The organism is Acinetobacter sp. YH12126 (assembly GCF_013418745.1).
Classification (GTDB): domain Bacteria; phylum Pseudomonadota; class Gammaproteobacteria; order Pseudomonadales; family Moraxellaceae; genus Acinetobacter; species Acinetobacter amyesii.
Genome location: NZ_VPBM01000016.1, coordinates 48864 through 75375, shown reverse-complemented (window position 1 = coordinate 75375; position 26512 = coordinate 48864). Strand labels below are relative to the sequence as shown.

The following is a 26512-nucleotide window of genomic DNA, read 5'->3' as shown; positions in this document are numbered from 1 at the left end:
ACCCTAATCCAGATTAGGGTATTTTTTTATGTATAGAGGCATATTTTTTTAAGAAATACGAAAAATTATCGAGCGGGGCGCTTTAAATTTTGCGTTTATCGAGCTGGTTGGAAATGTGATCTCCACAGGCTTGAACCAGCATCACGATCGCGACCAAGACCACTATCACTGCCAGCATGATTTGCATATCAAAGCGTTGATAACCGTAACGGTAAGCAATATCCCCCAAACCACCTGCACCGATAGCCCCTGCAATGGCAGAAGAATTAATCATGGTCACCAAGGTCACAGTAAAGCCCGCGACGATGCCAGGAAGCGCTTCAGGGAGCAGCACATGCCAAATGATTTGTTTGCGATTACAGCCGATGGCTTGAGCGGCCTCAATCAGACCTTGATCGACTTCACGTAAACTCACTTCTGCAATGCGTGCAAAAAAAGGCGTGGCCGCAAGGGTTAAAGGCACGACGGCAGCCCAAACGCCATAACTGGTGCCCACGATAAAGCGCGTGAGCGGAATGAGCGCCACCATTAAAATAAGAAAAGGCACCGAACGGGTAATATTGACCAACCAACCAAGGGTGTGGTTTAGGCTTTTTGAAGGATAAATCCCGTGTTCAGCACTACACACCAATACGACTGCTAAAGGCAGGCCGATCAGAAAGGCCACAAAAGCTGAAACGCCGACCATCAGTAAAGTATCAATGGTTCCACTAATCAGTAAATCAATGAGTTGGTCGTGCATAGCCAAGTACCTCAATCTGTGCGATATGGTGTTTAAGTTGTTCAGATAAGGCGTTGATCTCTAAATGGCTGTGGTCCACAGCAACAATCAACGAGCCAATTAAATGCCCTTGAATACTATCGATATGACTTTGATACAGATGTACTGGCGCCTGAAATTGATCAAAAATAAACTTTAAGTCAGGCGACTGTTGTAGTGTCGATTCATATCGTAATTTTAAAATGATTTGATCATTTGGATCTGAAGGCTGTGGTTGAATATCGCTTGGTAAATCAAGCTGTTCAAGGTTGAGTAACTCTTGTGTGATCTGCTGCTGAGGCGTAGAAAACACGTTCCAAACCTGTCCTGCTTCTACAATTTCGCCTTGATCGATCACCACAACTTGATCGCAAATTTCTCGAATGACCTGCATTTCATGGGTAATCAACACAATGGTGATACCGAGCTTTTGATTAATTTCTTTAAGCAAAGACAGCACAACAGAAGTACTTTCAGGATCGAGTGCAGAAGTCGCTTCATCACAGAGTAAAATTTCCGGATGATGAACTAACGCTCGTGCAATCCCGACACGTTGTTTTTGCCCACCGGAAAGTTGAGAAGGGTAGTGCGCTGCTTTATTTTCAAGACCCACTAGCTTCAGCACTTCATTCACTCGCTGAGAAATATCGGCTTGACTGAAATTCGCAATTTTAAGGGGCAGTGCAATATTGTCATACACGGTTTTGGCAGACATTAAATTAAAATGCTGAAAAATCATCCCAATACGCTGACGCAGAGCAATCAACTCTGCGTGAGTTAAGCTTGATAATTCCTGTTGATGGATGTGAATACTGCCATCACTGATTTGTTCTAAGCCATTCAGCGTTCGAATCAGCGAAGATTTACCCGCGCCGCTTTTCCCAATAATGCCGAATATTTTGCCTTGTGGAATATTCAGATTGATATCTTTTAAGGCATGAACCTGCTGTCCTTGCACATCATAAAATTTATTTAAATTTTTGATTTGGATATGCGGAACGGCAAATTCAACCGTTGAACCGAAACTCACCATGAGTGACTCCTTATTTCCAACCAGGGAACCACAGTTTTGCACCAAAATCTTCGTCTAATGCTTGTTTAACTTTAGGTGAGTTTTGATAAATATCGACAAATTTACGCAGTTTATCGTCGCGATCTACATAGTCATCACGTACGGCAAATAAGATGGCAAAACGCTTGTCAGTATTGGAGTCAAATAGTAAGGCATTTTCAGGATCGGCAGTTTTTGCTAGGCGTAAATAATGTGGATAGCCAAAAGCCAGATCGACATCATCAATTGCACGTGCCGTTTGAGGGCCTTCCACCTCAATAAATTGAAGCTGTTTAGGATTCGCTGCAATGTCATTTAAAGTCGATAAAAAGTTATCTGGCTGTTTCAGTTCAATGAGCTTGGCTTGCTGTAACAGTTGTAAGGCACGGCCCTGATTGACCGGATCATTCGGAATCACCACTTTGGCTTTATGGGGTAAATCAGCAAAGTTTTTATACTTTTTTGAATACAGTCCAACATGGGTTGCAGCACCGACATCAAAGGCTTTGATTTTAAAATCCGTTTCTTTTTTTGCATTGTCTAGAAACGGCTGATGTTGGAAAAAGTTCGCGTCAATATCGCCGTGGTTTAGGGTGATATTCGGGGTATTCCAGTCCGAAAATTCCACCAATTTCACGTTCAGTCCTTGCTGCTTGGCTTCATCAGCGGCGACTTGTAAGGGTTTAGCAAAAGATGGGCTAATCCCAATCACCAATTCACTTTGATGACTTTTCTTTTGTTGATTCCAAATGACTAAGCCAATCACCAAGATGGCTACGATCACACCAATCAGTGTGAATTTAGATTTTGCTGTTTGTGCCATGGCACACCTCTATATTTCGAAATAATTAAATTTTTTGTCTAAAATATTGTTTTTTAATTGCAGCTTATGCTGTTTCAACGTTTTTAAGGGTTGCCTGAGAAGATGTTTCGGAAGTGGGACATCGGTAGCGATGAGCAGGATGTGTCATTGCTAAATGGTCACCTTGTTGAAACAGTTTTTGCCTTAAACTACCGGTGTCATATGCAGTTTTATAGCGACCACGTTGCTGTAATTCAGGAATGACCAAACGGATAAAATCTTGATGTGACTCAGGTGCAACGGTGCGAGTCAGATTAAATCCATCGATGCCAGTTTCATCCAAATAATCAATCAACTGTTCTGCAACGTTGGCGCCACTCCCGACAAAGAGCGGATAACGCCCACCTAGAACGTGCTGAGCACGCAAATCTTGGCGAGTAATTTTTTGCTCTTTAAATTTTTGATTGACCGATGCGATGCTATTGGTCTGCTGATACGGAATGGCTTCATCTTCTGCAAAGTTGGCGAGGTTCATCCCAATCGAGCTGGAAAAGTGTGCTAGTCCCGCTTCAGGGTTGGCATAGCGAATGTATTCAGCCAATTTCTCTTGGGCGAGCTCATCGGTCTCTGCAGTCACTACCGTAATGCCTACAAAGAGTTTGATGGCTTGTGGGTCACGACCATGCGCTGCGGTTTGGCTGCGAATTTTTTGTACCTGATTTTTAACTTTTTCTGCGCTGTCTGCACCGATAAACATGCCTTCTGCATGTTGCGTAGCAAAAGCTAAACCACGTGGTGAAGCACCGGCCTGATACAACACAGGGGTGCGCTGTATTGAAGGGGAAACTTGAAATACCCCTTGGCTTTGATAGAACTTCCCTTGGTGTTGAATGGCATGTACTTTTTTGGGGTCGCTAAAGATGCGATGAGCTTTATCTTTTTGAACCGCATCATTTTCCCAAGAACCTTCCCAAAACTTATAGCAAAGCTGCAAAAACTCTTCAGCTTGTTCATAGCGTAGGTCATGATCTTTCAAGCCTTTTTGCCCAATGAGGCGTTCTGCACTGTCTAGATATCCAGTCACGATATTCCAACCGATTCGACCTTGGGTCAGGTGGTCTAGGCTGGCAAATCGACGTGCAAATTGATAAGGCGTTTCATAGCTCAAATTGACTGTTACACCAAAACCTAAGTTTTCAGTGACCGCAGCCATTGCAGAAATCAGGGTGCTGGGGTCATGGCTCGGCAGTTGGATCGACTCTTTAAGTGTGAGATCGATATTGTCTTCATAAACATCATAGACCCCGGTGATATCCGCAATAAATAGCCCGTCAAACAGCCCTTGCTCCAAGGTTTTGGCAAGATCCGTCCAATAGCTCAGTTCATTAAAGCGGTGTGACTCATCGCGTGGATGGGTCCATAAGCCATGATTGATATGGCCGACACAGTTCATGTCGAAGGCATTTAGTAAAATTTTCTTGGCAGAATGTGATTGGGTATCTACTGTGGTGGTTTGGTTCATTACAAGGTCCCTCGACGTGGGGGCAATACGCCATTTAGGAGGTAATTAGCAATGAAGAAATATTTCCAGCGCCCTGCATCATGCAAGGTATGGACACGTGCATTACGCCAAAATCGATCTAGACCATCTTCACGCTGACTGCCACGGCTGCCTGCAAGCTCAATCAATTTTGATGCCGCTTTCAGTGCGGTTTCAGTACTATGCGCACGCACTTTCGCGACATCTAGAGAAGCTTTTGCGATGTTTTCAGCATTGGGCTGTGGGCGAGCAGCATCGATGGCACGAGCGGCTTGTTTCAGCAAGACCTCACTGGCGCGAACATCTGCGGCAATGCGACCGAGTTCGTATTTGGTTAAAGGATCTTCGCTTGCAAGATCAAGACCTGAATCAATCCATGGTCGAGCTTGGTGTACGCGGCGCAAACTTTCTTCAAAGGCTGCGCGGGCTATACCGACTTCAATCGCAGCATGCATAATTTGCGCAAATGGCCCAACCAATGTGGGTTCCGTAAATGCATGATCAAAGGGAATGACATCTATGGCAGGAACTGCAACTTGGTGAAATTTTACAGAACCGCTGCCCGTGGTGCGTTGTCCAAACCCTGTCCAATCATCGATCAGCTCTAAACCTGCACTTTCACGTGCAATAAAGGCTAAATATTCACGACCATCGGGGTCTTTGACCAATGTGGGAATACGATGCGCAAATAAACTTCCGGTACAATAAAACTTTTCACCATTCACCACAAAACCATTGTCATGAGGGCGAATCGACGTTTGTTTTTGCGCAGCGGTTTTGGTTTTAAACTCGGCTAAGGCATTGCCAAAACGAGCGCCAGCAAGTACTTCGGCATAAAGCTTTTGCTTTTGTTCAGTTGTGCCGGTGTTTCGTAATACTTCCAATGCATAAAAATGGTTTTGTGGAATTTGCCCAATTGAGCCATCTACACCACTCATAAGCGCAATCACTTGCGCCACGGTATAACTTGAAACTTCGGCACCGCCAAATGCCTTGGGAACTGTGATTGCCCAGAGACCAGATTGGCTATAGGCCTCAATTTCATCAAACGGCAGTATGCGTTCGGCATCACGTTGCACGGCATTTTTTCTAAATTGTTCAGCCAATTGTTTTGCTATTTCAAGCGCTTCTGCATCGGATTGAATAATATGCGCAGGTGTTGTTGATGCGGCCTGTAGCGAATTAATATTTGGAAATGAGGTCATCAGAATTCTCCTTAAATCCACGCATGGCGTGCAGGTAATTTATGATTTAAGTAATAGTCGCCTAAGGTATGCAGCTTCCAGCGCACAGGATCATGTAAGGTGTGTACTCGGGCATTGCGCCAGTGTTGATCAAGGTTATGGGCACTCAAACTTGCACGGCTGCCGCCTAACTCAAGGAGTTTTTCAGAGATCTGTAAGGCTGCATCATTGGCATAGATTTTGGCTTCTGCGACACGAATCGAAGCCAGAGCAGCTTGTTGTTCGCTCACTTGATCAAGCTGATCTAATTCATCGAGGTAATCTGCGGCTTCATCTAAAAGTAAAATCGCAGCATCCAATAAAACTGCAGATTTCCCCACTTCTTGTAGGGTGTAGGGCTCAAAACTGGCTTTCTCAACTTGTGCATCCACAATCGGACGGGCTTTTTGTACCGCAGAAAGGGTGTCTGCAAAGGCAGCTTCCGCAATCCCGACATCGATCGCGACTTGCATCAATTGTGAAAAGGCGCCTCGATACGTTGGCCCTGCAGAAAGCTTACGTTCATCAAAAATTAATAGGGGGTCTACCGCGACATGGTTGAGTTTGACGGTGCCACTTGAGGTTGTGCGCTGACCAAAACCATTCCAATTATCAATCACTTCTACGCCTGTAGCGTGTCGATCAATGATGGTCAGGACAACATGACCTTCAGGGTGAACGGCTTTAATCGCCAACCAATCTGCAAAACTACTGCCGGTTGAATAGAACTTTTCACCATTAACAACATACTTTCCATTTTCAATGCGCAGCGTTGTGTTTAAGGTTTTAGTGTCTTTGGTGTTGCGCTCTGGGCCACCATTGGCTAAACGTTTTCCCTGTAAAATTTCATTAAAAATAAAGGCTTTTTGCTCATCCGTTCCCATGAGGTCAATCATATACAGCAAGGCAATTTGGTTTTGTGGAATTTGGCCCACGCTAGAATCTGCTTTATTGATAATGCGAAAAACCTGCGCCAGTGTCTTGTTGGACACGTAGGCACCGCCAAATTTTTTGGGAATACGAATGCCACCTAAACCTTTTTGACTGAATAAGTCGATTTCTGCAAATGGGAGTAGGCGGTTCTGATCACGTTCATTTCGACCTTCCAAAGCAAAATCGGCAACGTGATAAGCTGCATGAATCGCTTCTAAGTCATTTTCAATAACATGAATATTTTCAGAGATTAAATGAGACATAATGACACCTTTAATAGATATCAAAACGCTACTAGTAAATGCGGGATTTTTTAAATGATGGATTATTCTTAACTTAGCAAAATGTCTTTTTAGCATTTAATCTGCATAAAAATTATGCAAATTAGATAAAATAAGTGTTTGATTTAAAACAATAGATGTAGGAAAAACAACAAGAGGATTGATGATGTAAATTTGGTTTTAGCAACTTTGTAGATATTCAACTTTAAAAATAATATATCTAAGACAGGGGCTTAGCTGTTTTTTTAATACTTTTTATTAATGGTGGTCAATCAGCTTGAACTCCAATAGATGCTCAATATCATAGAGCTATGCAAAGATTAAAAAAGGGCTATAAATTGATTCAAATGTTTTTCAATCTGCAATAAAAAAGCCCCCATCTTTTGATGGGGGCTTTTTGAATTTGGAGCGGGAAAGGAGACTCGAACTCCCGACCCCAACCTTGGCAAGGTTATGCTCTACCAACTGAGCTATTCCCGCGGAGTCTATCCTGTTTTTTTACTAAAAAACTGAATCGAAAAAAATTTGGAGCGGGAAAGGAGACTCGAACTCCCGACCCCAACCTTGGCAAGGTTATGCTCTACCAACTGAGCTATTCCCGCGGAGTCTATTCAATTTTTTAAATAAAAAACCGAATGAAAAAATTTTGAGCGGGAAAGGAGACTCGAACTCCCGACCCCAACCTTGGCAAGGTTATGCTCTACCAACTGAGCTATTCCCGCATAGCCACGTATAATACATTAAGGATTTTTCAGGTCAATAACTTTATGAAAAACTGTGCATCGTTTGCATAAAATAAAAACAATTTGTTTGAAAATTGGAAGATTTTTGCAGGTCGAAGGCTTCCATTTTGATGAAATCATGCAATTCAGACAGTTTCAGCAAGTTTGCGACACAAGAACTTGAACAAATACAGGCTATACTAAGACCAGTTGAACCTTTTTGAATTTGGGAGAGCCGTTTTGAGTTTAGAACAGCAATTAATTGAGCGTCTACAGACATTAGCGCCTACACATCTTGAAGTGGTGAATGAGTCCGCAGGTCATGGTGGTTATTTCCCAGGTAAAGAGTCGCATTTTAAAGCTGTAATCGTGAGTGAGGCTTTTGCAGGCTTGCGTTTGGTGCAACGTCATCAAAAAGTCTATGCCGCAGCAGGTGATTTACTTAGTCCAGGGCAAATTCATGCCTTAGCCATTCATGCTTTTTTACCCGAAGAATGGAAAGGTCAAGACACCACTAGCCCTGAATGTGCGCATGCACCCAAGTCATCTTAAGGTGAGCCATGGAAACGCAATTAATCATTAAAATCATTCATATGTGTGGCGTGGCTTTAGGCTGTGCTGCTATTTTCATTCGTGCTTTTACGCTGTTTAAAGGGATGCAGGGCAATTTACCCAATCCAGCAGGCCGGAAGTTTTTTGTTGCTTTGCAACATGGATCAATGACGCTAATTGCCGCGACTGGAATTATCTTATTGTTTATGAAGAACTTTGATGTGCAGCCATGGTTCTATGCCAAAGTTGTGCTGTTTTTGGCGCTGCTGTCTTCTTTATCTAAAGCGTATAAGAAAGATGACAGTGTTTTATTGGTTCAGCGCCGTGCGGGCTTATTTATTGCAGCTGTAGCACTTATTTTCATCATTACATTGGTTATAATCAAACCAGTTTTTGGATAAATAGCTTATCCACATGGCCGATTTCAAGGCTTGAGTAGAAAAACAAAGATTAGAGGGTTTTGAATGCGTACGCGTGTGGTATTTAACCAAAAAGGTGGTGTGGGGAAATCGAGTATTACGGTCAATTTAGCGGCGATAAGCGCGCATCAAGGTTTAAAAACTTTGGTGATTGACCTCGACCCTCAAGCCAATTCAAGTCAATATTTGTTGGGGGATGATGCGACCTATTCAGCAGATAAGCCCGCACTTGAACCCAATATTGAAAATTATTTTGAAGAAGTCTTGGGGACGCAACAAAGTAAAGGTTTGTTGGGAAATGCCATTGGTTCGATTTTAAAAAATCGTACTAAAGGTCTAGAAAGCTATGTACATCAATCACCGTTTAAAAATTTAGATGTAATTCCTGCAAGCCCAAATTTGGGTGCGTTGGCACATGCCTTAGAATCTAAGCATAAAATTTACAAACTGCGTGATGCTTTGCAGCAGATGAGCGGTCAATATGATCGAGTGTTTATTGATACACCGCCGGCCTTTAACTTTTTTACTTTATCTGCGCTGATTGCGGCAGATCGCGTGCTGATCCCATTTGACTGCGATGTGTTTTCAAAACGTGCCTTACAGACACTGATCGAAAATGTGTTGGAAACGCAGGATGATCATAATGATCGTTTGGAAATTGAAGGCATTGTGGTCAATCAATTTCAAGCACAGGCGAAGTTACCGCGTGAAGTTGTACAACAACTCAAAGATGAAGGTCTTCCTGTATTGGACAGCATGTTACCGCCTTCAGTGCTGATGAAAGAATCTCATCATAAAAATCAACCTTTAATCCATTTGGCTGCAGATCATAAATTGACGCAAGCCTATCAATCATTGTTCAATGAAATTGAGCAAAAGTAGTATCGAGAAAAGTATGAATGCACTTAAATGTGGTCTAGTTGCTTTCACTGCTGTTGTATTGGGTGCATGTGCAAGTACGCCTAAACCAAGCTATGTTTCACCTACACAGTATCAGTCTTTGAGTTGCCAACAATTGCAAAGCGAATACAACCGGATCCACGACTATATTCAAAATGGTGTAGAAACACCGAAGCGCACAGGCGTTGGTGTCGGTGTTGGCCTCGGTGGTGGCTGGGGCAGCCGTGGAGGTTGGGGAATTGGTCCGAGTATTTCGGTCAATATGGGACAATCTTCAAATACCAAACGTACCGAACTTTCACGTGTTTTAGGTGAGCAAGAAGCGATTGTACAGGCAGCAAAATTTAAGGGTTGTCCGATTATCGTTCGCACAAATTCGGCTACTGCAGCAAAATCATAAACGGATCATGAGCAGAGGCTTAGGCCTGTGCTATGAGAAAAGTGTAATAAAATTTGTCAGTAGGCGAGGCGTCTACTGGCATTTTTTTTGAGCCAAATAAACTGCACTATTTAGAGCCAATAAAATATTTAAATCTATGAAAAAATTAAATTAAATATCATTCGTAAATTTTAATACCTCCTACTGGTCTTGAACATTCAGCGTGAGTGCATTGACTTGTACAAGGATAAAACTGATCTAGCACGTACTTGTTTTTTTAAAATCATTTCGGCTAAGCTGTGCGCTTTGAAAAATTGTCTGGGTATTTATGATTGAGAGTTGGCTTTTTGTATTTGCAATGATTGCGGTGATGATGGCGCCGGGACCTAGCAATGCACTAATGGCAAGCTCTGCACATCAACAAGGCATTGCAAAGACGTGCATGCTGATTCCTGCAGAATTATTGGGCTATTTCTATGCCATAAATTTGTGGGCGTTGATTATTCATTTAAGCGCTCCAGTGTGGCCGAATTTAATTCACTTACTGCATTTTCTCAGTATTGCCTATGTTTTATGGTTGGCTTTTCATTTGTGGAAATCGACGCATTTACATCAGTACAATCAAAAACATCCTTCAATTCAACCACGTGAATTATTTATTTCTTCATTAAAAAATCCGAAAGCGTTGCTTTTTGCTGCAGGTATTTTCCCAATTGAAACTTGGGCAAGCCCATTAAATTTTATTTTGGTTTTCGCTGTATTTAGTGTGGTTTTGCTGCCTGTTGCGTTGTTTTGGATGTCATTTGGACGGACGATTTTGGCCGGTAAGACCCAAAAAATTAAGGCCGATCTTCTGTATAAAGGGTCGGCCCTGATGCTGATTTTATGTATGTTCCCTGTGGTTTTGCGCTTTTTTGCTTAAAGGTGTTCACCACATCGGTTTATTTCTTTAATTTTGCTCGAATAAAACCAATCACACCCGGTAAAACACTAATAATAATGATGCCAAAGATCAGATGGGTGAAGTTATCTTTCACGATTGGCATATTGCCAAATAAATAACCCAAAGTGATAAATGAGCCAACCCAGCAAATCGCACCAATCATGTTAAAAGTCAGGAAGTACTTGTAGTTCATGCTGCCTGCACCTGCGACAAAAGGCGCGAAGGTTCGTGCAAAAGGAATAAAGCGGGCAAAAATAATGGTTTTACCACCATGTTTTTCAAAGAATTTTTGCGTATTCACCAAATGTTGACGGTTAATAAAGCGTGATTCAATTTCAAAGACACGAGGGCCAATATATTTACCAATATGGTAATTCAGCGTGTCGCCCAAGACTGCCGCGATAAACAGCAAAATCACCAAAACCCACGGATCCATGGCACCTGTTGACGCAGCGAGAGCACCTGCTGCAAACAGAAGACTGTCACCCGGTAAAAAGGGCATGACGACTAAACCGGTTTCAACAAAAATAATCAGGAACAGAATTGCATAAATCCATACGCCATAATTGGTAATGAACTCGAGTAAATGGTCATCAACATGTAGTATAAAATCAATCAGTTCCATGGGGCGTATATGCGTAAAATAGTGGTCTGATGCTATCAGTCTGGGGCAGCAAAGTCAGTATTAAAACGTAATTAATTATCAATAAAATCGTTCTATATATGAAATGATGAGTATTATAAAAGCATATTTAAAGAGAATAAGAAACGACCTAATCTAAGCACATCTTTTGAACAGTATTAAAAATAGGTTTCAGTATGCTTAACCCAAATTTGATGGTGAAAAATCTGAGTCAACAGCCGCAAATCAATTCGGTAGTCAGTCTCGTTGCACGTATTTTGATGGCTTATATTTTTATTGTGGCAGGTTGGGGCAAAATTACGGCTTACACTGCAACCGCAGGTTATATGGAGTCAATGGGTGTACCGGCAGGGCTACTTCCGATCACCATTTTAGTTGAGTTGGGTGGTGGCTTAGCTTTATTGTTTGGTTTTCAAGCACGTTTTGCGGCATTGGGTCTAACCGTATTTAGTTTAATCACTGCATTTTTATTCCATGGTGGTGCTGAAGATGGCATTAACTTTATGAAAAACTTGGCGATGTCTGGCGGCTTATTATTTCTCATGCTGCATGGTGCTGGTCAATTTAGTTTTGATCATTGGATTGAAAAATCAAAATAAAGTTGTCATGAGTCCGAGCATCCATCAAAGCGGCCTTCTGCCGCTTTTTTCATGTCTACCGCTGATTGAAAGCGGATGGGTAAAGTCCTGAAATGTGTTGTAAAAAACACCGTTTGGCTTGGGATTTTTGCCCCTGTCCGAATAGTGTGCGAAAGTCCAAGAAAAATGTTAGAATACGGCGCTTATATTCGTTGCCTGCATAGTTGTTTGCCATGACTACCAATACCCAAATTACTGAAGACCGTATCCTGATTTTGGATTTCGGTTCTCAATATAGTCAGCTTATTGCACGTCGTGTACGTGAAGCTGGTGTTTATTCAGAAATGTACGCATTTGATATGTCTGAAGAAGACATTCGTGCATTTAACCCAAACGGGATCATTCTTTCAGGTGGTCCAGAAAGTGTTCATGAAGAAGGTAGTCCGCGCGCACCACAAGTTGTATTTGAACTTGGTGTACCTGTTTTAGGTATTTGCTATGGTCTACAAACCATGTCAGAACAGCTTGGCGGTAAAGTTGAACCAGGTACTGTGCATGAATTTGGTTATGCAGAAGTTGATATTAAAGTCCGTGATGCTTTAATTGGCGATCTTGAAGATACCAAAGACCAATTAAAAGTGTGGATGAGTCATGGCGATAAAGTGACTCAAATTCCTGAAGGTTTCCAAATCACTGCAAGCACACCAAGCTGCCCAGTAGCGATGGTTTCTGATGAAAAACGTCGTTTCTACGGTATCCAATTTCACCCAGAAGTGACACACACTGCGAAAGGTGCTGAGTTATTGTCTAACTTCGTACATGGTGTATGTGGTTGCCGTAACTTGTGGAACTCAGAAAACATTATCGATCTTCGCGTAGAACAACTTCGTGAGCAAATTGGTGATCAAAAAGTTCTATTGGGTCTTTCAGGTGGTGTCGATTCATCTGTTGTAGCTGCACTTTTACACCGTGCGATTGGCGACCAATTGACTTGCGTATTTGTAGATAACGGTTTACTTCGTTTGAACGAAGGCGAGCAAGTGATGGACATGTTTGCGAAAAACATGGGTATCCGCGTGATTCGTGCCGACGCTGAAAATCGCTTCTTAACAGCGCTTGCTGGTGAAGTTGATCCAGAGAAAAAACGTAAAATCATCGGTCGTGAATTCATTGAAGTTTTTGCTGAAGAAGCACGTAAGCTTGACGGTGTGAACTTCCTTGCTCAAGGTACTATTTACCCAGACGTAATTGAATCTGCGGCAAGCAAACAAGGTAAAGCACATGTGATTAAATCACACCACAACGTGGGTGGTTTACCAGAAGATTTAGCATTCGAATTGGTTGAGCCAATCCGTGATTTGTTCAAAGACGAAGTACGCCGTTTAGGTACAACACTTGGTCTTCCATTTGAAATGCTTTACCGCCATCCATTCCCTGGTCCGGGTCTAGGTGTACGTATCCTTGGTGAAGTGAAAAAAGAATATGCTGACATCCTTCGTCTAGCAGATGACATCTTCATGCAAGAACTTCGCGCAAGCGGCTGGTATGAAAAAACTGCACAAGCATTTGCCGTATTCCAACCTGTGAAATCTGTGGGTGTCGTAGGTGATGGCCGTCGTTATGCATGGGTAATCGCGCTTCGTGCTGTAGAAACTGTGGACTTTATGACTGCACGTTTTGCACACCTTCCTTATGATCTTGTAGACAAGATTTCTACACGTATCATGAACGAAATTGCAGAAGTTTCTCGTGTTGTTTATGACGTATCGTCTAAACCACCAGCAACGATTGAATGGGAGTAAAACTGGCACGAAGCACTGCTTCGTGCCAGTTTTACGCCAAGAGCTATGCTCGCGGCAGTTTTGGATTTCAAGAAACAACGTTTCTTGCCTAAATTACGCCGAAAGCTATGCTTGAGGCTATTTAGGGAAACCTAGATAATTCTAATAAAAAGGACGCCTCGGCGTCCTTTTTTATATCTCAACATTCTATTTATAAACAATTGACCAACTACTATCGCTTTCATTATTCGGTTCAGCTTTAGGCTTCGCTTTATGAGTAAAGCTTTGCCAAGACTTCGTCGATTTACGTTCGGGTTTCATGCTTGAATCATAGCGCTCTACACGGTTACGGCCATTTTCTTTTGCCTGATACAGTGCAATATCAGCTTGCTTAATCAGTTCAGTTAAATTTTGCTTATGTGATTTAAGCTGTGAAACACCAATGGAAACGGTAAATTGGATCGGATGATTTGCGACATTCAGCAAAGATTGATTTTGAAGCGTTAAACGAATACGTTCCGCGATCAACATTGCATCTTGTATTTGCGTTTCAGACAGAAGCACAATAAATTCTTCACCACCAAAACGAGCCAAGACATCTTTTTGGCGCATTTCTTTGCGGGTGGTTTCAGCGATACATTGCAGTACCTGATCACCAACATCATGCCCGTAATTATCATTAATATGTTTAAAATGATCGACATCAAACATTAATAAGCAAGTACTTGCAGGCGTTGGCCATTCATGGATACGGTGCTCAGCCAACTGAACAAACTGACGACGGTTGTATAACTGGGTGAGCTCATCTGTATGCGCTAAATTTTTCAGTGTATGCATATTCCAGTCGTCAAGTAGGGTACGTAAAAAATGACGACGTGCATTGAGTGTATTGTTCCAACTCATATGCAGGCTGATCATCCAAACAGGAATAGACACCACCACAAAAATCAGAGCTTCTTGCCATGATAAAAGCTGACTCACCGCAAAATACACCAATAGCGAAATGAGGCCCGAACAATACAAGGCTGGCTTAAATTGTGTTTGTACGCAGACATTGGCAATCAAGATAAAGATCGCTGCACCATAGATATAGGACGAGACCATTGGGCTATCTGAAGCCAATAATAAGCCAATCCAAATCGCGGTGCTACAGACCGTCCCAATCGGTAAGATCATGTCGAGCACACGAATATCTTTTTTGTATTTAAACAGATAAAAGCTGACCAATAGGGCAGCAATAATCATGGCCACTCGAGAAAGACCTGACCAAAAGAACATGTCAGGGATAATAAAAATGTCAGCAAAGAAATAAAGAAGAAATGTAATCTGCGCCATGTAATTCACTTGACGCAAATAAGGTAACTGATGGGCATACTGATGTTGTAGAAAATAGTTTCTAAACTGCGTAGGAATACGTGCAAAAGGATCTGCAATGGCTTGTTCAATCTCGGCACGATTGGCAAGATCACACTCAGAAAGTTTCAAAGTATGATTATGATTTTTACGAACTTCCTGAGCAGACGAATTAGTCCGAGAACTCATTCGTACATCAACAGACATGTCCCTTCTCCATAAATGGCTTAGGAAAATTATGAATAAAAAACATACAAAAATATCTACCTGAAACTTGGGATTTTCCGAATGAATGATAAAAAATCGTCTGTTGAATGTTACAAAATATATTATTAACTTGCTGTTTTATAAGTTGAAATTTGATTGCGTCCTGCAGATTTTGCTTGGTAAAGTGCCTGATCGGCCATGCGAATTACACTTTGTAAATCTCGGTTTTTTTGACCAAATTCGGCAACACCAATAGAAACGGTAAATTTAAGTTTTTGTAGTGTATCAAGTTCTAAATAATCATCGGCTATTGCCCGTCGCAGACGTTCGGCAATATCTTGAGCCTTACGCAGGTGTGTCTGCGGTAAAAGGATAATAAATTCTTCACCACCGAAGCGGGCAATGATGTCTTGGCTACGTAAAGTATGTCGGCACGTTTCGGCAATTTGTTGTAAAACATGATCACCAATATAGTGCCCAAACTGATCATTAATATTTTTAAATTTGTCGACATCAAAAATCAGTAATGAAAGTGGCTGTAACGGTTTGGACTGATGATGAATATGATAATTGGCAAGTTGAATAAATTGACGGCGATTGTTTAAGCCGGTCAGCACGTCGGTATGCGCCATAATATTGAGTGCTTCACGGTTCAACTGATCGAGTTTGCTATGTAAAAATACAATTCTGGATTTTTGCGTTGAATTCCAACTGATATACAAACTAAATAACAATACGGGAGAATAGATCAAGATAAACAGTTGCAGTTGATGGATATTGCCAGAAACGGCGAAATACACCCCAATCAGCAAGATTAGACTGATACATAGAGAAATGAGCACAGCAGCCTTAAAGCGGATTTGCACACATAAATTGGCTAACACAATAAAAACCAAAGATGCATATAAATAGATCGGCACATCGGGGCTATTGGATAAATTGAGTAGGCTAAACCACAGCGCAGAAGCACCAACGATCGATAGGGGAAGCATCAAGTCAAAGAGTAAAATGCTCTTACTATATGTATAAATGCCCCATGTGATGCCCATCATCAGTAAGGTATAGGCCGTTTTTAAGCCTATCGCGAGCAAACCCACATCGGGCAACATAAACCAATCCGCTATGGCATAAGAGAGATAGGCCAATTGTGCAACGATGTTGACTTGCAAAAAGAATTTAAAAAGTTGACGACGATGGTAGTGGAAAAATTCTTGACGAAATTGAGCAGGAACACGAACAAAGGTTCCTTTCAAGGCTTTTTGGATCAGTGCACGTGATTCTTTCTTATACTCATTGATCATGCAAGATTACCGACGGGTGAGCATGGTTTATATGTAATTTTATGTAACTCAAATAATCTATATCATTTTTGTTTAAAATTAAACACGTTATTTCAATGATTTGTGAATTATTTGGTATTGTTTGGTCAAAAGTGAGTGTTAATTTATGTTACTTAAATTTACATTTCACGTGATTCGAATAAGTAATTTCGCATTGGATGTTGTCTAAATAAGCATCGAAAACTGTTATGCTGTATGTCATATTAGGCAACAAAAAAACGATTGTCCTATCTCTGTGATTCAGCGTATTAATGACAGCTGAAGAAGATTGAGTTAATGCAGATATAATGGAAAAAATGCATAGCTCTAGCCGATAGTCCTTGCATCGGCTTAGCCAAATTTAGGGTAAGAATATGACCAATACCAATTACACAGAAATATCTCATTCCGACGATTGTGAAAAATACGTCAATCAGTTCATTCAAGAATTTCCACTGCGCCGTGCTGAAATTGGTCAAGGCACAGTGATTAAACGAGCTTTACCAAGTCGTCATAAACGAATGATTGGTGCATGGTGTTTCCTTGATCATGCTGGTCCAGTGCATTTCCCTCAAGGTGATGGCTTAGATGTTGGGCCGCATCCACATATTGGTTTGCAAACGTTTACATGGATGATTGATGGCACCATGATGCATACCGACAGTTTGGGCACACATCAGTTAATTCAGCCCAAACAAGTCAATCTCATGACAGCGGGTTATGGTATTTCGCATACTGAGGTTGCTCCAGAGTCTGAAACACAAATGCATGCTGCGCAGCTTTGGATTGCATTGCCAGATGACAAAATCAATATGGCGCCCCAATTTGACCATTACCCAGAATTGCCTGTGGTGACGCAAGACGGGATTGAATTGACGGTATTGGTGGGTGAATTTTTACAGACTAAATCGCCGGTAAAAGTACATAGTGAATTATTGGGGGTCGATCTGCGTAGTTCGGAAAGCCAAAGTACCGTCTTGCCGCTGAATCCAAAATTTGAATATGGCTTTATGGCCCTCGAAGGAACTGCCAGTATCAATGGTCACGAGCTCAATGAAGACAATATGGTGGTACTTGAGCCGGGATTAACCCAAGTCAAAATTGACCTACATGCAGGTGGCCGTGTTTTATTATTAGGAGGTGAACCTTTTGAATCACCGATTCTGCTGTGGTGGAATTTTGTGGGGCGCACACAAGAAGAATTGAATATTGCCCGTGAGCAGTGGATTAATCAGGACGAACGCTTTGGCTCTATTCCAGACTATGATGGTCCACGACTAGAAGCACCGGCTTTCCCTGATAAAATGCGTCCATCACTTTAACTTAAAAATAAAAATGAACAGCCGTACCTGTAGTGAAAATGGTGCGGCATAACCATGAGGGAGTCATTATGGGTATCGTCGCAACGGCAACAGTAAACACCTTAGAAGCACCGTGGTCAGGTGAAATTCAGAGTGGAAAACATCAACTTATTACCGATAAGCCCGAATCATTTGGCGGCGGGGACTTAGGTTTAGCACCGTATGATCTACTGTGTGCATCTTTAATCTCATGCACCATGATTACCTTGCGCATGTATGCAGCACATAAACAAATCCAATTGGGGGAGTTTAGTGTCGAGGCAGACTTTTGTGCGAACCGTGAAGGTGCTGAATGGGTTGAGCGACGCCTGCATTTTCAAACGTCCTTGGATGCAGAATTAGAGCAAAAAATCTTGTCCATTTGTGAAAAAACCCCAGTGACAAAAACTTTATTGCGCAGTGTAGACATTAAAACCACTCTAGTTTAATTTAAATGCAGGTCGCTGCTGTACTGTACAAAATTTTGTTTTGATACAGATCCAAGCAGTGATCTGACACTTTTTATGATTTAACTACTTCAAAATAATAATGGCTTGCCAGAAATAAGAAAATTTTAGACTTCATATAGGAGATGAACCCATGCGGGTGCTACATCATCTAGAAAAATCTCGTTCATTTCGTATTTTATGGGCAATGCAGGAATTAGGACTGGATTATCAGGTTCAGTTTTATCTGCGCCAGCCAAATTTGTCTGCTCCCCCTGAGCTTAAAGCCATCCATCCTTTAGGGAAGTCGCCCATATTGCAGGATGATGGACTGGTCTTGGTAGAATCTGCAGCGATATTGGAGTATTTACAAGAGAAGTATGATCGGCATGATTTTTTTGCAGCCAAGGCGGAACATTCAAAACAACAATATCGCTTTTGGATGCATTATGCCGAAGGTTCTCTAATGCCGTTGTTGGTGATGCAGTTGGTCATGAGCAATGTGCCACGCCATGTACCTTGGGTCATCAAACCCGTAGCTAATCGCATTTGTGATGGGGTCAAAAAAGGTTTTGTACGACCTCGCTTAAAAGAACATATCGAGTTTTTAGAAAAACATTTAGCGGAAAATGAATATTTTGCGGGACCGTTTAGCTTTGCGGATATTCAGATGACGTTTCCATTAGAAGCCGTCATGACCAGAACTCAAGGGCGATATCCACAAATTCAGGCTTTCTTACAACGGATGCAACAGCGTCCTGCATATCGCCGTGCCAAACAACAAGAACAACAGTTGGAAGCACAGCAAGACCGGCGGGATGATTCTGCTTAGCTCACATGATACAAGCGTTCTTTAGGGAAGACTACTTTAAACAGCGAACCACGGTTTTCTTTGGACTCAATTTCAAGGTGTGCCTGATGTTGCATCAAAACGTGTTTCACGATGGCAAGACCTAAACCTGTGCCTCCCGTTTGGCGACTACGTGCGCTGTCCACACGGTAAAACCGTTCCGTTAAACGGGGTAAGTGTTTCGGGTCAATCCCGATACCGGTATCTTCAACGGTAAAATAACCATGCGTACCATCATCATGCCATCCAATGGTCACAGTACCGCCTTTGGGGGTGTATTTAATTGCATTGGTGATGAGGTTACTAAAGGCACTCGCCAATTCCATATCTGATCCGATTAGGTCACAGTGACTATCAATCTCGAGATTCAGTGTATGTCCATAATCCACATTGTAAGCATGTGCATCGTCATATAGTTGGTTCATTAGGCTGGGCATTTCAATGATTTGATTTTTAGCAACTTTTTTATCATTTTCCAGACGAGATAATAATAACAAGTCATTGACCAAAGCATTCATACGGCGGGTTTGAGACTGCATTTGATCGAATGCGCGTTTCCAGCGTGGATTTAAATCTTCCTGATCGGTAAAGGTTTCGATATAACCACTTAAAACCGTGAGCGGTGTGCGTAGCTCATGTGAAATATTATCGACAAAGTCTTTACGCATTTGCTCAAGGTTATGCATACGTGTGACGTCATAGGCCACCAGTAATCGACTTTCGCGACCAAAACGGGTCAATTTCACTTGCACATAATGGTCTTCAAGTACCGATGATTTCATTTTCAAACCATCGGGGGCTAAATCGATATTGGTAAAGTATTCGATAAAACTGGGCTGTCTTAAAATACTTAAAATATTGCGCCCTTGATCGAGCTGTTGAATCCCCAAAAGCTTTTCTGCGGCAGGGTTCCACCATTCGATTTGGTGTAATTCATCAATCAATACCACCGCTTCAGCAAGTGCCACCAAGGAAGATTGAGCGCGGTCAATTAGGCCGACCATTTCAGCTTGTACGATGCGTTCTTGGCGCTGCGCACGGTATACATTAAAGAGCAAAGCCCCCCAAATGCCGTCTAAATTCGGCGGGACATCATAGGGACGGTTTGAAATCCATTCGTTGACCAAGTACAGTGAACGCATTTGCAATGCAAAGAACACTGCAAAGGCAATTAAGATGCAGATCCATAAGTACCCGATACCAAAGCCGATGAGTGCAGCAATGAGCAGGAAAAATGCCAGCAGTCTTAAATCCTGCTTGGCAAAAGTCCATAAACTGCTGTAACGGAATTTTTTATGTTCACTGGCAAGTTCAGGGACGGGATACGGTTCGTACATAGAAAATTAAAGACCTAAAATGACTAACCCATCACAGCGTCTGCACGGGTAGAGAAACGGTAACCTGTGCCACGAACAGTTTGCACATAACGATCGGCTTGGAAAGGTTCAAGAACTTTACGCAAACGACGAATATGAACGTCAATGGTACGGTCCTCAATATACACGTTTCCACCCCAAACCTGATCTAATAATTGAGCACGGGTATAGGCACGTTCAGGATGAGTCATGAAAAAGGCCAATAGACGATATTCAGTCGGTCCCATATCTAAAATGGTGTTGCCAAAGCTGACACGTTGGCTGACTGGATCGAGGATTAAGCCATTGGCATCAATGGTTTTTTCACCACCCAATGCATTTGAGCGACGTAGCACCGCTTTAATCCGTGACACCAACTCACGGGTGGAAAAAGGTTTGGTCATGTAGTCATCTGCACCCGCGTCCAGACCTTGGACTTTATGGTCTTCTTCGCCGCGCGCAGTGAGCATGATGACTGGAATTTCTGACAAATTTTCATCGCGTTTTAAACGACGACATAGGTCTACACCACTCACGCCGCCAGGCATCATCCAATCTAATAAAATCAGTGCAGGACGCTGATCCACAATCATTTGGTGCGCTTGTTTGGCATCTTCAGCTTGCTGACATTGAAAACCAGCCATATCCAGTGAAGTATGGATCATTTCCCGAATCGGGAGTTCGTCGTCGACGATTAAAATATAGTCATCTTTCACAGCGCAATACCCTATTTTATGTAAACGGTAGACCGTTTTATATTTATGACAGGCTTATTACAAAGATTAATTATGACAGTATCATTGCAAAAATGATCTTTCATTGGGGTTTAGAAAGAAATTGTGACAATTTAAATCCTGAAATATTCAACAACATGGGCTTTGCATCATGTTGTTGTCATAAAAAAATCATTCAAAAAATTGTAAAGATCAGTGTTGAGCTCAGAATTTATTTCCTGGGTTTTTCAGAAAAAGCATCCAACAAGGCCAAAAAGACCACGCTACATGACGATAAAACTTCATCAATCGGCTGTTTATAACCACTCATGACCCAGCGAATCGCGATTTGGGTGACATAACCATTGAGACCGGTTGCGACCATTGAAATTTCGCGTTCTGAACGATCAATATTCGGCATCATGAGCATGACAAAGGCATGAATCATACGGTCAAAGCGCATCATGGTTTCATGAATTGTGGCTTGGTTATGTAGCTCTTGTACCAACATGGCATCGATGTAAATGATGCGCGCCATACGGGGATTATTTTTTAAAGTTAACAATAGGGCGGTTAAACCCGCTTCAATCATTTTTTTAGAATCGGTAGATGCTTGCATGATGGCTTGCATCACATTTTGTTGCAGTTCATCGATTAATTTTAAAAAGATGGTCTGGAACAGTTGCTCACTTTTCTTAAATGATTCATAAAAATAGCGTTCGGTCAGCTTGGCTTCCAAACAAATATCTTTCACAGTCACTGAAAAAAAGCCATGTGTTCCATAGGCTTCTATACCGGCTTCAATCAGTTTTTCACGTCGCGCTTGCTTACGTTCACTGAGAGAAAGCCCTTTAAATTGACGTTCCTTCACATTTTTTGCCTGTTGTTGTTCTGTGTGATTTGTTGCATCTGTCATGAAAATATACGCTGAACTAAAGCAGAATTTTGTCTTATTTTAGCAATAATTTCAGTTTAAACCTATGTTTAAGCATTGGCGATTTCAACAGCTTAGCACGTCCCAAGATGACATTGACAATATGTATTGTCAAAACTATATTAAGTCGACAAACTGCACACATTGGCAAATGAGATCACTCTGTGATAAAGCCAAGCGGCAGCATAAAGGAATAAGGAATCACAATGAAAAACTTCAAAAATAAAGTGGCTGCCATTACAGGTGCAGGTTCAGGTATTGGTCAGCAATTGGCAGTGCTTTTGGCGAAACAAGGGTGTCATCTGTCTTTAAGTGATGTGAATGAACAGGGGCTTGCGGCAACCGTTGAATTGGTTAAAGCCAGCAATGTACGTGTAACGACGCAAAAACTCGATGTGTCAGACCTTGCAGCAATGAAAGCATGGGCAGCACAGACTGTTAAAGATCATGGTTCGGTGAATATGATTTTTAACAATGCGGGTGTGGCATTGGGTACGACCGTTGAAGGGGCAAGCTACGAAGAGCTGGAGTGGATTGTCAATATTAACTTCTGGGGTGTGGTTTATGGCACCAAAGAATTTTTACCGTATATCAAGCAAAGTGGTGAAGGTCATATCATCAATATTTCCAGCTTGTTTGGCTTAACAGCACAGCCAACACAGTCGGCATATAATGCCACTAAATTTGCAGTACGTGGTTTTACCGAATCTTTACGCCAAGAATTGGATATTGAAAACTGTGGCGTGAGTGCGCTATGTGTACATCCGGGCGGGATTCGTACCAATATTGCCAATGCCGCAAAAATGAATGACAGCTTGAAAAGTTTAGGCATGAACCCACAAAAATCGGCACAATCGTTTAATAAATTCTTGCGTTGTCCACCTGAAGAAGCGGCTCGTCAAATCATTGAAGCAGTACAAAAAGATAAGCGCCGTTTATTGATTGGTAATGATGCAAAAGCGATTGATTTAATTCAACGTTTGCTACCGACGGGTTATCAAAAATTAACTGCCATGGCGACTAAATTTGGTCAATAAGCGGTAATTAAAATCAATTGAAAAGAGCCCACGTCAGTGGGTTTTTTTATGCTCTAGTAATATCAGAAGCACAATTTGATCCAAATAAAAGAACGATACGAGGTAGTGTCATCCGCAATTGTTTGAGACAAGACGACTTTTAATCAAAAATGTTTTTGCGATCCTTTGAATCATTTGATGGTATTGAACGAGTTTTGTCGGTGAGGTGTATTGCACCGCAAGATGGTTTCCTTGCGAAGCACGCTTCTCATTTTGTCGAATGAGAAACAACGTTTCGTAAGAGTACCTCCAGCCGAAGGCTAATCCCGTTATTCAATCCCTAGATGTAAGACTGCATCGAATAGATTTAAAAATCATTTTAAAAATCCAAAATTACTTTTACAGGCGTAACATCAGTTATTAAAAGCCCAAAGCGTATTTCTTATTTCATAAAATGAGATATAAAAATGGAAATAACTGATGATTTGAAATAATCAACTGTTGAATAACCAACAGTTTTTTGGTGTTAAAACCAACAGAATTTATCAGATTTAAATAATAAAACTTTAAAAAATAATTACTTAAAATGTTGGCACAGTTGTTGCCATATTAGAGTGAACAAAACTCACCACTGTATGGAACATTTATGAGTACTTTTACGCATCGATATCTTTCTGCTTTTCGTGTCCTACAACAGGCATGTTGTTGTGCTATGACACTCGCGATGATGCGCGCTTAAATTCTAAAAGCTGTCTTCGAGTTTTGGTCGTGCATAAGTTGAATAAAACCTACGACCACTCAGATTAATTTTTAAAAAACCCACGCAGTACATTCACTTCATGCACCTTGCATGGGGTTGGGGGATTTTGCGCTTTGGGAAAAATGTTAGTGAAACCAAATCATGAAAAAAACCACATTAACCGTTGCGGTCGGACTGATTTTATCCGCAACCAGTCAGCTGAGTTTTGCATCGGATGAAGCACTTCAGCAAGAACTGAGCAGCTTAAAACAACAAATTGAGAGTTTGCAAAAACGCTTAAATGCAGTGGAATCTGGTGCGACGAAAAGTAAAGTCGTCGAAACGGCCGCGGTGACGATAGACGATACGACCAACGTCGCTGATGTTGAAGGTGAAACGCAGGTTTCAGAAGTAACCACAGCAACATCCGAAGATATCGACGGCTTACGTGCAGATATTGAAAACTATAAGTACGATCAGTCACGTCAATATGAACGTCAAACCACCAAATCGACCCGTGACACAACCCTGTATGGCACGGTTCAACTACGTGCCAGTGCGCTCGATGAAACGGGTGTGTTGGGTGCAACCAAATCAACATTTGATATTGGGACTGCGCTGATCGGTGTGCGCGGGAATTTATTTCGTGATTATAACGAAGGCAAAAACCTCGATTATCAATTGTCCTTTGGTTATGGCAAACGCAATGATGGCACTAATAACAGTAACTTTAATTTACTGGATGCCTTTGTTCGCTATAACGCTTTTGCCACCAATGCGGGCCCCGAAACAGCCAAACTCAACTTTACGCTCGGTCAGCAGTTATTGCCCTTTGGTCTAGATGTGCAGTCTCCTGAAGATTTGCGTCCAACCATTAGTACCGCTGCAGCTTCGACCTTTTTAGGACTGTTTAATCGTCAAAATGGATTTATCGTCCGTGGAGATGCCAAACCTTTTGTCGACTTTGCATCGAACTACCGTGCGCCGCTGTTTGAGTATGCCTTAGGGGTAACCAATGGGAATGCCAGTAATAAGGCGGATGACAACAACGGCAAAGATTATATCGGTCGTGTGGCTTTTACCTTGCCAGTGGACTACGCCAGCATTTTCCGTGAGTTGAAGTTTGGGGCCTCTTATATCAAAGGCGAATCGAAAATTTCAGCCGGCGGAATCACTGATAATGCTGCAAAACGCAATCGTTTGGGTTTCGATATTTATTATAACCACGCCCCATTTGGCGTGACCTATGAATATCTGCAAGGCAAGACCGATTATGTCGACACCGTAGCCCAAGACATCAAAGAAGCCAAAGCGGAAGGGCATACTTTTACCGCTTTCTACACCTTGGGTGATCAGTTCTACAACAGTATTAAATCCAACGCCAAATTTGATGATTTCTGGCCGAAGTCAGTCCAAGGTTATTACCGTTTTGACCGCTATAACCCGAATAAAAACAACGCAAGCTATCTCGACACCGCGAGCGGTCGTATTGGTGAATATGACATTCACTCTTTGGGCTTAAACCTATTTTTTGCGCAAACTACAAAATTCCAATTACAGCTGAATCACTACCTGTTCGATGTCGAAACGGCAAATCAAAAAGACACCAATGAGCTGCAAGCTCAAGTTCAGTACACCTTTTAATTCAAAAATTTAAATCATTAAGGACATTCGATATGAATAACTTTTCTAAAAAAATCGCAGCCACTTTCTTGGCACTTTCAGCACTTGGTTTAAGCGTTCAATTGCATGCTGCTAATCCCAAAGAAATTCGCATTTCTGTATCAGCTGCGGGTGAGGGGGGTAAACCCAAAGTGGGCGGTAGTTTTGTAGCTACAGCACATTTACGAGGTGTACTCGAACAAGAATTTAAAAAAGATGGCATTAAGGTGAATTGGCTCTTTTTCCCAGGAGCAGGCCCTGCAACCAACGAAGCTTTAGCCAATGGCAAAGTGGACTTTGCATTGCATGGAGATTTGCCCTCATTGGTTGGACGTTCGACGGGATTAAAAACCAAAGTGTTGTTTTCAACAGGGCGTTTTGGCCCAACTTATGTGGTGGTGCCTGCCGGCTCTAATGCCAAATCCTTTGCAGATCTAAAAGGCAAAAAATTCTCCGTCTTTAAAGGCACCAATGGTCAGATCGTCTTTAACCGTGTATTAGCAAAATACAATTTAACTGAGCGCGATTTACGAGTGATTTCGCAAGATGCATATTCGGCACGTACGGCCTTAGCGACAGGTGATATTGATGCCACGATTACTTCACCATTTAGTTTGCAAGCGCGTGGAGTGGCGAAAACTTTAGTTGAAATTAAAGATCCAAAAGTTGCACCGATTGCGCACTTTTGGGTGACAGAAAGTTTTGAAAAACAATATCCAGAGGTGGTGCAACGTGTCGTGACGACACTGATTAAACAAGCGCAGTGGAGTTCTCAAGAAGCCAACCGTAGTGCGCAATATAAACTTTGGGCACAAAGTGGCATTCCGTTGGTGGATTATCAAAAAACGTGGGATGGCTGGAATTTAAAAGACCGTACTACACCATTACTCGATGAATTCCATCGTTCACAAATTGACAGTGCTTTAAAAATTGCCAAAGACGCTCGTTTAATCCGTCGTGATGTGGATACCAAAACGTGGTATGAGCCGAAGTATCTAAATAATGCCTTGAAAGAGCTGAAGTTAGAGGGTTACTGGCGCCAATTTAATGCTCAAGGTCAACCGAAGTAAG

Annotated in this window: 25 protein-coding genes and 3 tRNA genes; 13 read left to right on the top strand and 15 right to left on the bottom strand. The window is 41.9% G+C overall.

The genetic code is table 11. From position 1 onward, the window contains the following. Positions 1 to 82 precede the first annotated feature (82 nt). The 9 genes from FTU62_RS12175 to FTU62_RS12135 form a co-directional block, all read right to left on the bottom strand. Positions 83 to 742 (bottom strand): methionine ABC transporter permease, encoded by a 660-nt coding sequence (locus FTU62_RS12175; protein WP_078191524.1) that lies wholly within the window; start codon positions 740 to 742, stop codon positions 83 to 85. Then, positions 723 to 1793: a methionine ABC transporter ATP-binding protein gene (locus FTU62_RS12170; RefSeq protein WP_180102803.1), complete on the bottom strand. Its 1071-nt coding sequence runs from the start codon at positions 1791 to 1793 to the stop codon at positions 723 to 725. The genes FTU62_RS12175 and FTU62_RS12170 overlap by 20 nt, the downstream gene beginning before the upstream one ends. 10 nt (positions 1794 to 1803) lie before the next feature. Next, positions 1804 to 2634, bottom strand: coding sequence for a MetQ/NlpA family ABC transporter substrate-binding protein (locus FTU62_RS12165; protein ID WP_180102802.1), 831 nt, complete (start codon positions 2632 to 2634; stop codon positions 1804 to 1806). 64 nt (positions 2635 to 2698) lie between these two features. Next, the gene (locus FTU62_RS12160) at positions 2699 to 4135 is read right to left on the bottom strand and encodes an LLM class flavin-dependent oxidoreductase (protein ID WP_180102801.1); all 1437 of its coding nucleotides are present in this window, start codon (positions 4133 to 4135) and stop codon (positions 2699 to 2701) included. Continuing rightward, on the bottom strand, positions 4135 to 5358 hold the full coding sequence (locus FTU62_RS12155; RefSeq protein ID WP_180102800.1) for an SfnB family sulfur acquisition oxidoreductase: 1224 nt from the start codon (positions 5356 to 5358) through the stop codon (positions 4135 to 4137). Before FTU62_RS12155 ends, FTU62_RS12160 begins: the two co-directional genes overlap by 1 nt. A gap of 11 nt (positions 5359 to 5369) precedes the next feature. Next, positions 5370 to 6596: an SfnB family sulfur acquisition oxidoreductase gene (locus FTU62_RS12150; protein WP_180094594.1), complete on the bottom strand. Its 1227-nt coding sequence runs from the start codon at positions 6594 to 6596 to the stop codon at positions 5370 to 5372. A 398-nt stretch (positions 6597 to 6994) separates the two neighbouring features. Then, positions 6995 to 7070 (bottom strand) — tRNA-Gly (locus FTU62_RS12145). Positions 7071 to 7116: 46 nt separating this feature from the next. Beyond that, positions 7117 to 7192: transfer RNA gene (locus FTU62_RS12140), tRNA-Gly, on the bottom strand. Positions 7193 to 7239: 47 nt separating this feature from the next. Then, positions 7240 to 7312 (bottom strand) — tRNA-Gly (locus tag FTU62_RS12135). 240 nt (positions 7313 to 7552) lie between these two features. On the opposite strand from FTU62_RS12135, the gene FTU62_RS12130 reads away from it, so the two are divergent. The 5 genes from FTU62_RS12130 (at position 7553) to FTU62_RS12110 (ending at position 10484) form a co-directional block, all read left to right on the top strand. After that, a complete protein-coding gene (locus FTU62_RS12130; RefSeq protein ID WP_078191519.1) occupies positions 7553 to 7864 on the top strand; it encodes a BolA family transcriptional regulator in 312 nt (103 codons plus the stop codon). Between the two features lie 8 nt (positions 7865 to 7872). Continuing rightward, the gene (locus tag FTU62_RS12125) at positions 7873 to 8265 is read left to right on the top strand and encodes a SirB2 family protein (protein WP_180102799.1); all 393 of its coding nucleotides are present in this window, start codon (positions 7873 to 7875) and stop codon (positions 8263 to 8265) included. 63 nt (positions 8266 to 8328) lie between these two features. Next, positions 8329 to 9165, top strand: coding sequence for a ParA family protein (locus FTU62_RS12120; RefSeq protein WP_180024726.1), 837 nt, complete (start codon positions 8329 to 8331; stop codon positions 9163 to 9165). A gap of 13 nt (positions 9166 to 9178) precedes the next feature. Then, on the top strand, positions 9179 to 9583 hold the full coding sequence (locus FTU62_RS12115) for a hypothetical protein (RefSeq protein ID WP_180026158.1): 405 nt from the start codon (positions 9179 to 9181) through the stop codon (positions 9581 to 9583). A gap of 307 nt (positions 9584 to 9890) precedes the next feature. Continuing rightward, positions 9891 to 10484, top strand: a complete 594-nt coding sequence (locus tag FTU62_RS12110) for a LysE family translocator (protein ID WP_180102798.1) — start codon at positions 9891 to 9893, stop codon at positions 10482 to 10484. 19 nt (positions 10485 to 10503) lie between these two features. Here the strand turns inward: FTU62_RS12110 and FTU62_RS12105 are convergent, their stop codons facing one another. Next, on the bottom strand, positions 10504 to 11130 hold the full coding sequence (locus FTU62_RS12105; protein ID WP_078191514.1) for a DedA family protein: 627 nt from the start codon (positions 11128 to 11130) through the stop codon (positions 10504 to 10506). Between the two features lie 194 nt (positions 11131 to 11324). On the opposite strand from FTU62_RS12105, the gene FTU62_RS12100 reads away from it, so the two are divergent. Together FTU62_RS12100 and guaA are read left to right on the top strand one after the other, a co-directional pair. Continuing rightward, positions 11325 to 11747 carry a DoxX family protein gene (locus FTU62_RS12100; protein ID WP_180102797.1) on the top strand — a complete coding sequence of 141 codons (423 nt, stop codon included), beginning with the start codon at positions 11325 to 11327 and terminating at the stop codon, positions 11745 to 11747. 212 nt (positions 11748 to 11959) lie between these two features. Next, a complete protein-coding gene (gene guaA / locus FTU62_RS12095) occupies positions 11960 to 13528 on the top strand; it encodes a glutamine-hydrolyzing GMP synthase (RefSeq protein ID WP_180102796.1) in 1569 nt (522 codons plus the stop codon). Between the two features lie 186 nt (positions 13529 to 13714). Here the strand turns inward: guaA and FTU62_RS12090 are convergent, their stop codons facing one another. Together FTU62_RS12090 and FTU62_RS12085 are read right to left on the bottom strand one after the other, a co-directional pair. Beyond that, entirely contained in the window at positions 13715 to 15049 is a 1335-nt protein-coding gene (locus FTU62_RS12090) for a GGDEF domain-containing protein (protein ID WP_249681677.1), read from the bottom strand. 143 nt (positions 15050 to 15192) lie between these two features. After that, positions 15193 to 16368, bottom strand: coding sequence for a GGDEF domain-containing protein (locus FTU62_RS12085; protein ID WP_180102794.1), 1176 nt, complete (start codon positions 16366 to 16368; stop codon positions 15193 to 15195). 392 nt (positions 16369 to 16760) lie between these two features. On the opposite strand from FTU62_RS12085, the gene FTU62_RS12080 reads away from it, so the two are divergent. From FTU62_RS12080 to FTU62_RS12070, 3 genes are all read left to right on the top strand, one after another. After that, on the top strand, positions 16761 to 17708 hold the full coding sequence (locus FTU62_RS12080) for a pirin family protein (protein WP_180102793.1): 948 nt from the start codon (positions 16761 to 16763) through the stop codon (positions 17706 to 17708). A 68-nt stretch (positions 17709 to 17776) separates the two neighbouring features. Continuing rightward, positions 17777 to 18175, top strand: coding sequence for an OsmC family protein (locus FTU62_RS12075; RefSeq protein WP_180003541.1), 399 nt, complete (start codon positions 17777 to 17779; stop codon positions 18173 to 18175). A 151-nt stretch (positions 18176 to 18326) separates the two neighbouring features. Continuing rightward, complete coding sequence (locus tag FTU62_RS12070) at positions 18327 to 19004, top strand: glutathione S-transferase family protein (protein WP_180102792.1); 678 nt, start codon at positions 18327 to 18329, stop codon at positions 19002 to 19004. Here the strand turns inward: FTU62_RS12070 and phoR are convergent. The 3 genes from phoR to FTU62_RS12055 all read right to left on the bottom strand — a co-directional run bounded on the left by phoR (position 19001) and on the right by FTU62_RS12055 (position 22006). After that, the gene (gene phoR / locus FTU62_RS12065; RefSeq protein ID WP_078191505.1) at positions 19001 to 20359 is read right to left on the bottom strand and encodes a phosphate regulon sensor histidine kinase PhoR; all 1359 of its coding nucleotides are present in this window, start codon (positions 20357 to 20359) and stop codon (positions 19001 to 19003) included. The genes FTU62_RS12070 and phoR overlap by 4 nt on opposite strands. A gap of 23 nt (positions 20360 to 20382) precedes the next feature. Further along, entirely contained in the window at positions 20383 to 21093 is a 711-nt protein-coding gene (phoB, locus tag FTU62_RS12060) for a phosphate regulon transcriptional regulator PhoB (protein ID WP_078194048.1), read from the bottom strand. Between the two features lie 229 nt (positions 21094 to 21322). After that, positions 21323 to 22006, bottom strand: a complete 684-nt coding sequence (locus tag FTU62_RS12055) for a TetR/AcrR family transcriptional regulator (protein WP_111885789.1) — start codon at positions 22004 to 22006, stop codon at positions 21323 to 21325. Between the two features lie 224 nt (positions 22007 to 22230). Here FTU62_RS12055 and FTU62_RS12050 point away from each other — a divergent pair, with 224 nt between their 5' ends. The 3 genes from FTU62_RS12050 to FTU62_RS12040 all read left to right on the top strand — a co-directional run bounded on the left by FTU62_RS12050 (position 22231) and on the right by FTU62_RS12040 (position 26511). Further along, complete coding sequence (locus FTU62_RS12050; RefSeq protein ID WP_078194047.1) at positions 22231 to 23061, top strand: SDR family oxidoreductase; 831 nt, start codon at positions 22231 to 22233, stop codon at positions 23059 to 23061. An 880-nt stretch (positions 23062 to 23941) separates the two neighbouring features. Then, on the top strand, positions 23942 to 25423 hold the full coding sequence (locus FTU62_RS12045; RefSeq protein WP_180102791.1) for a carbohydrate porin: 1482 nt from the start codon (positions 23942 to 23944) through the stop codon (positions 25421 to 25423). Positions 25424 to 25455: 32 nt separating this feature from the next. Next, complete coding sequence (locus tag FTU62_RS12040; RefSeq protein ID WP_180102790.1) at positions 25456 to 26511, top strand: ABC transporter substrate-binding protein; 1056 nt, start codon at positions 25456 to 25458, stop codon at positions 26509 to 26511. The last annotated feature ends 1 nt before the right edge of the window (position 26512 follow it).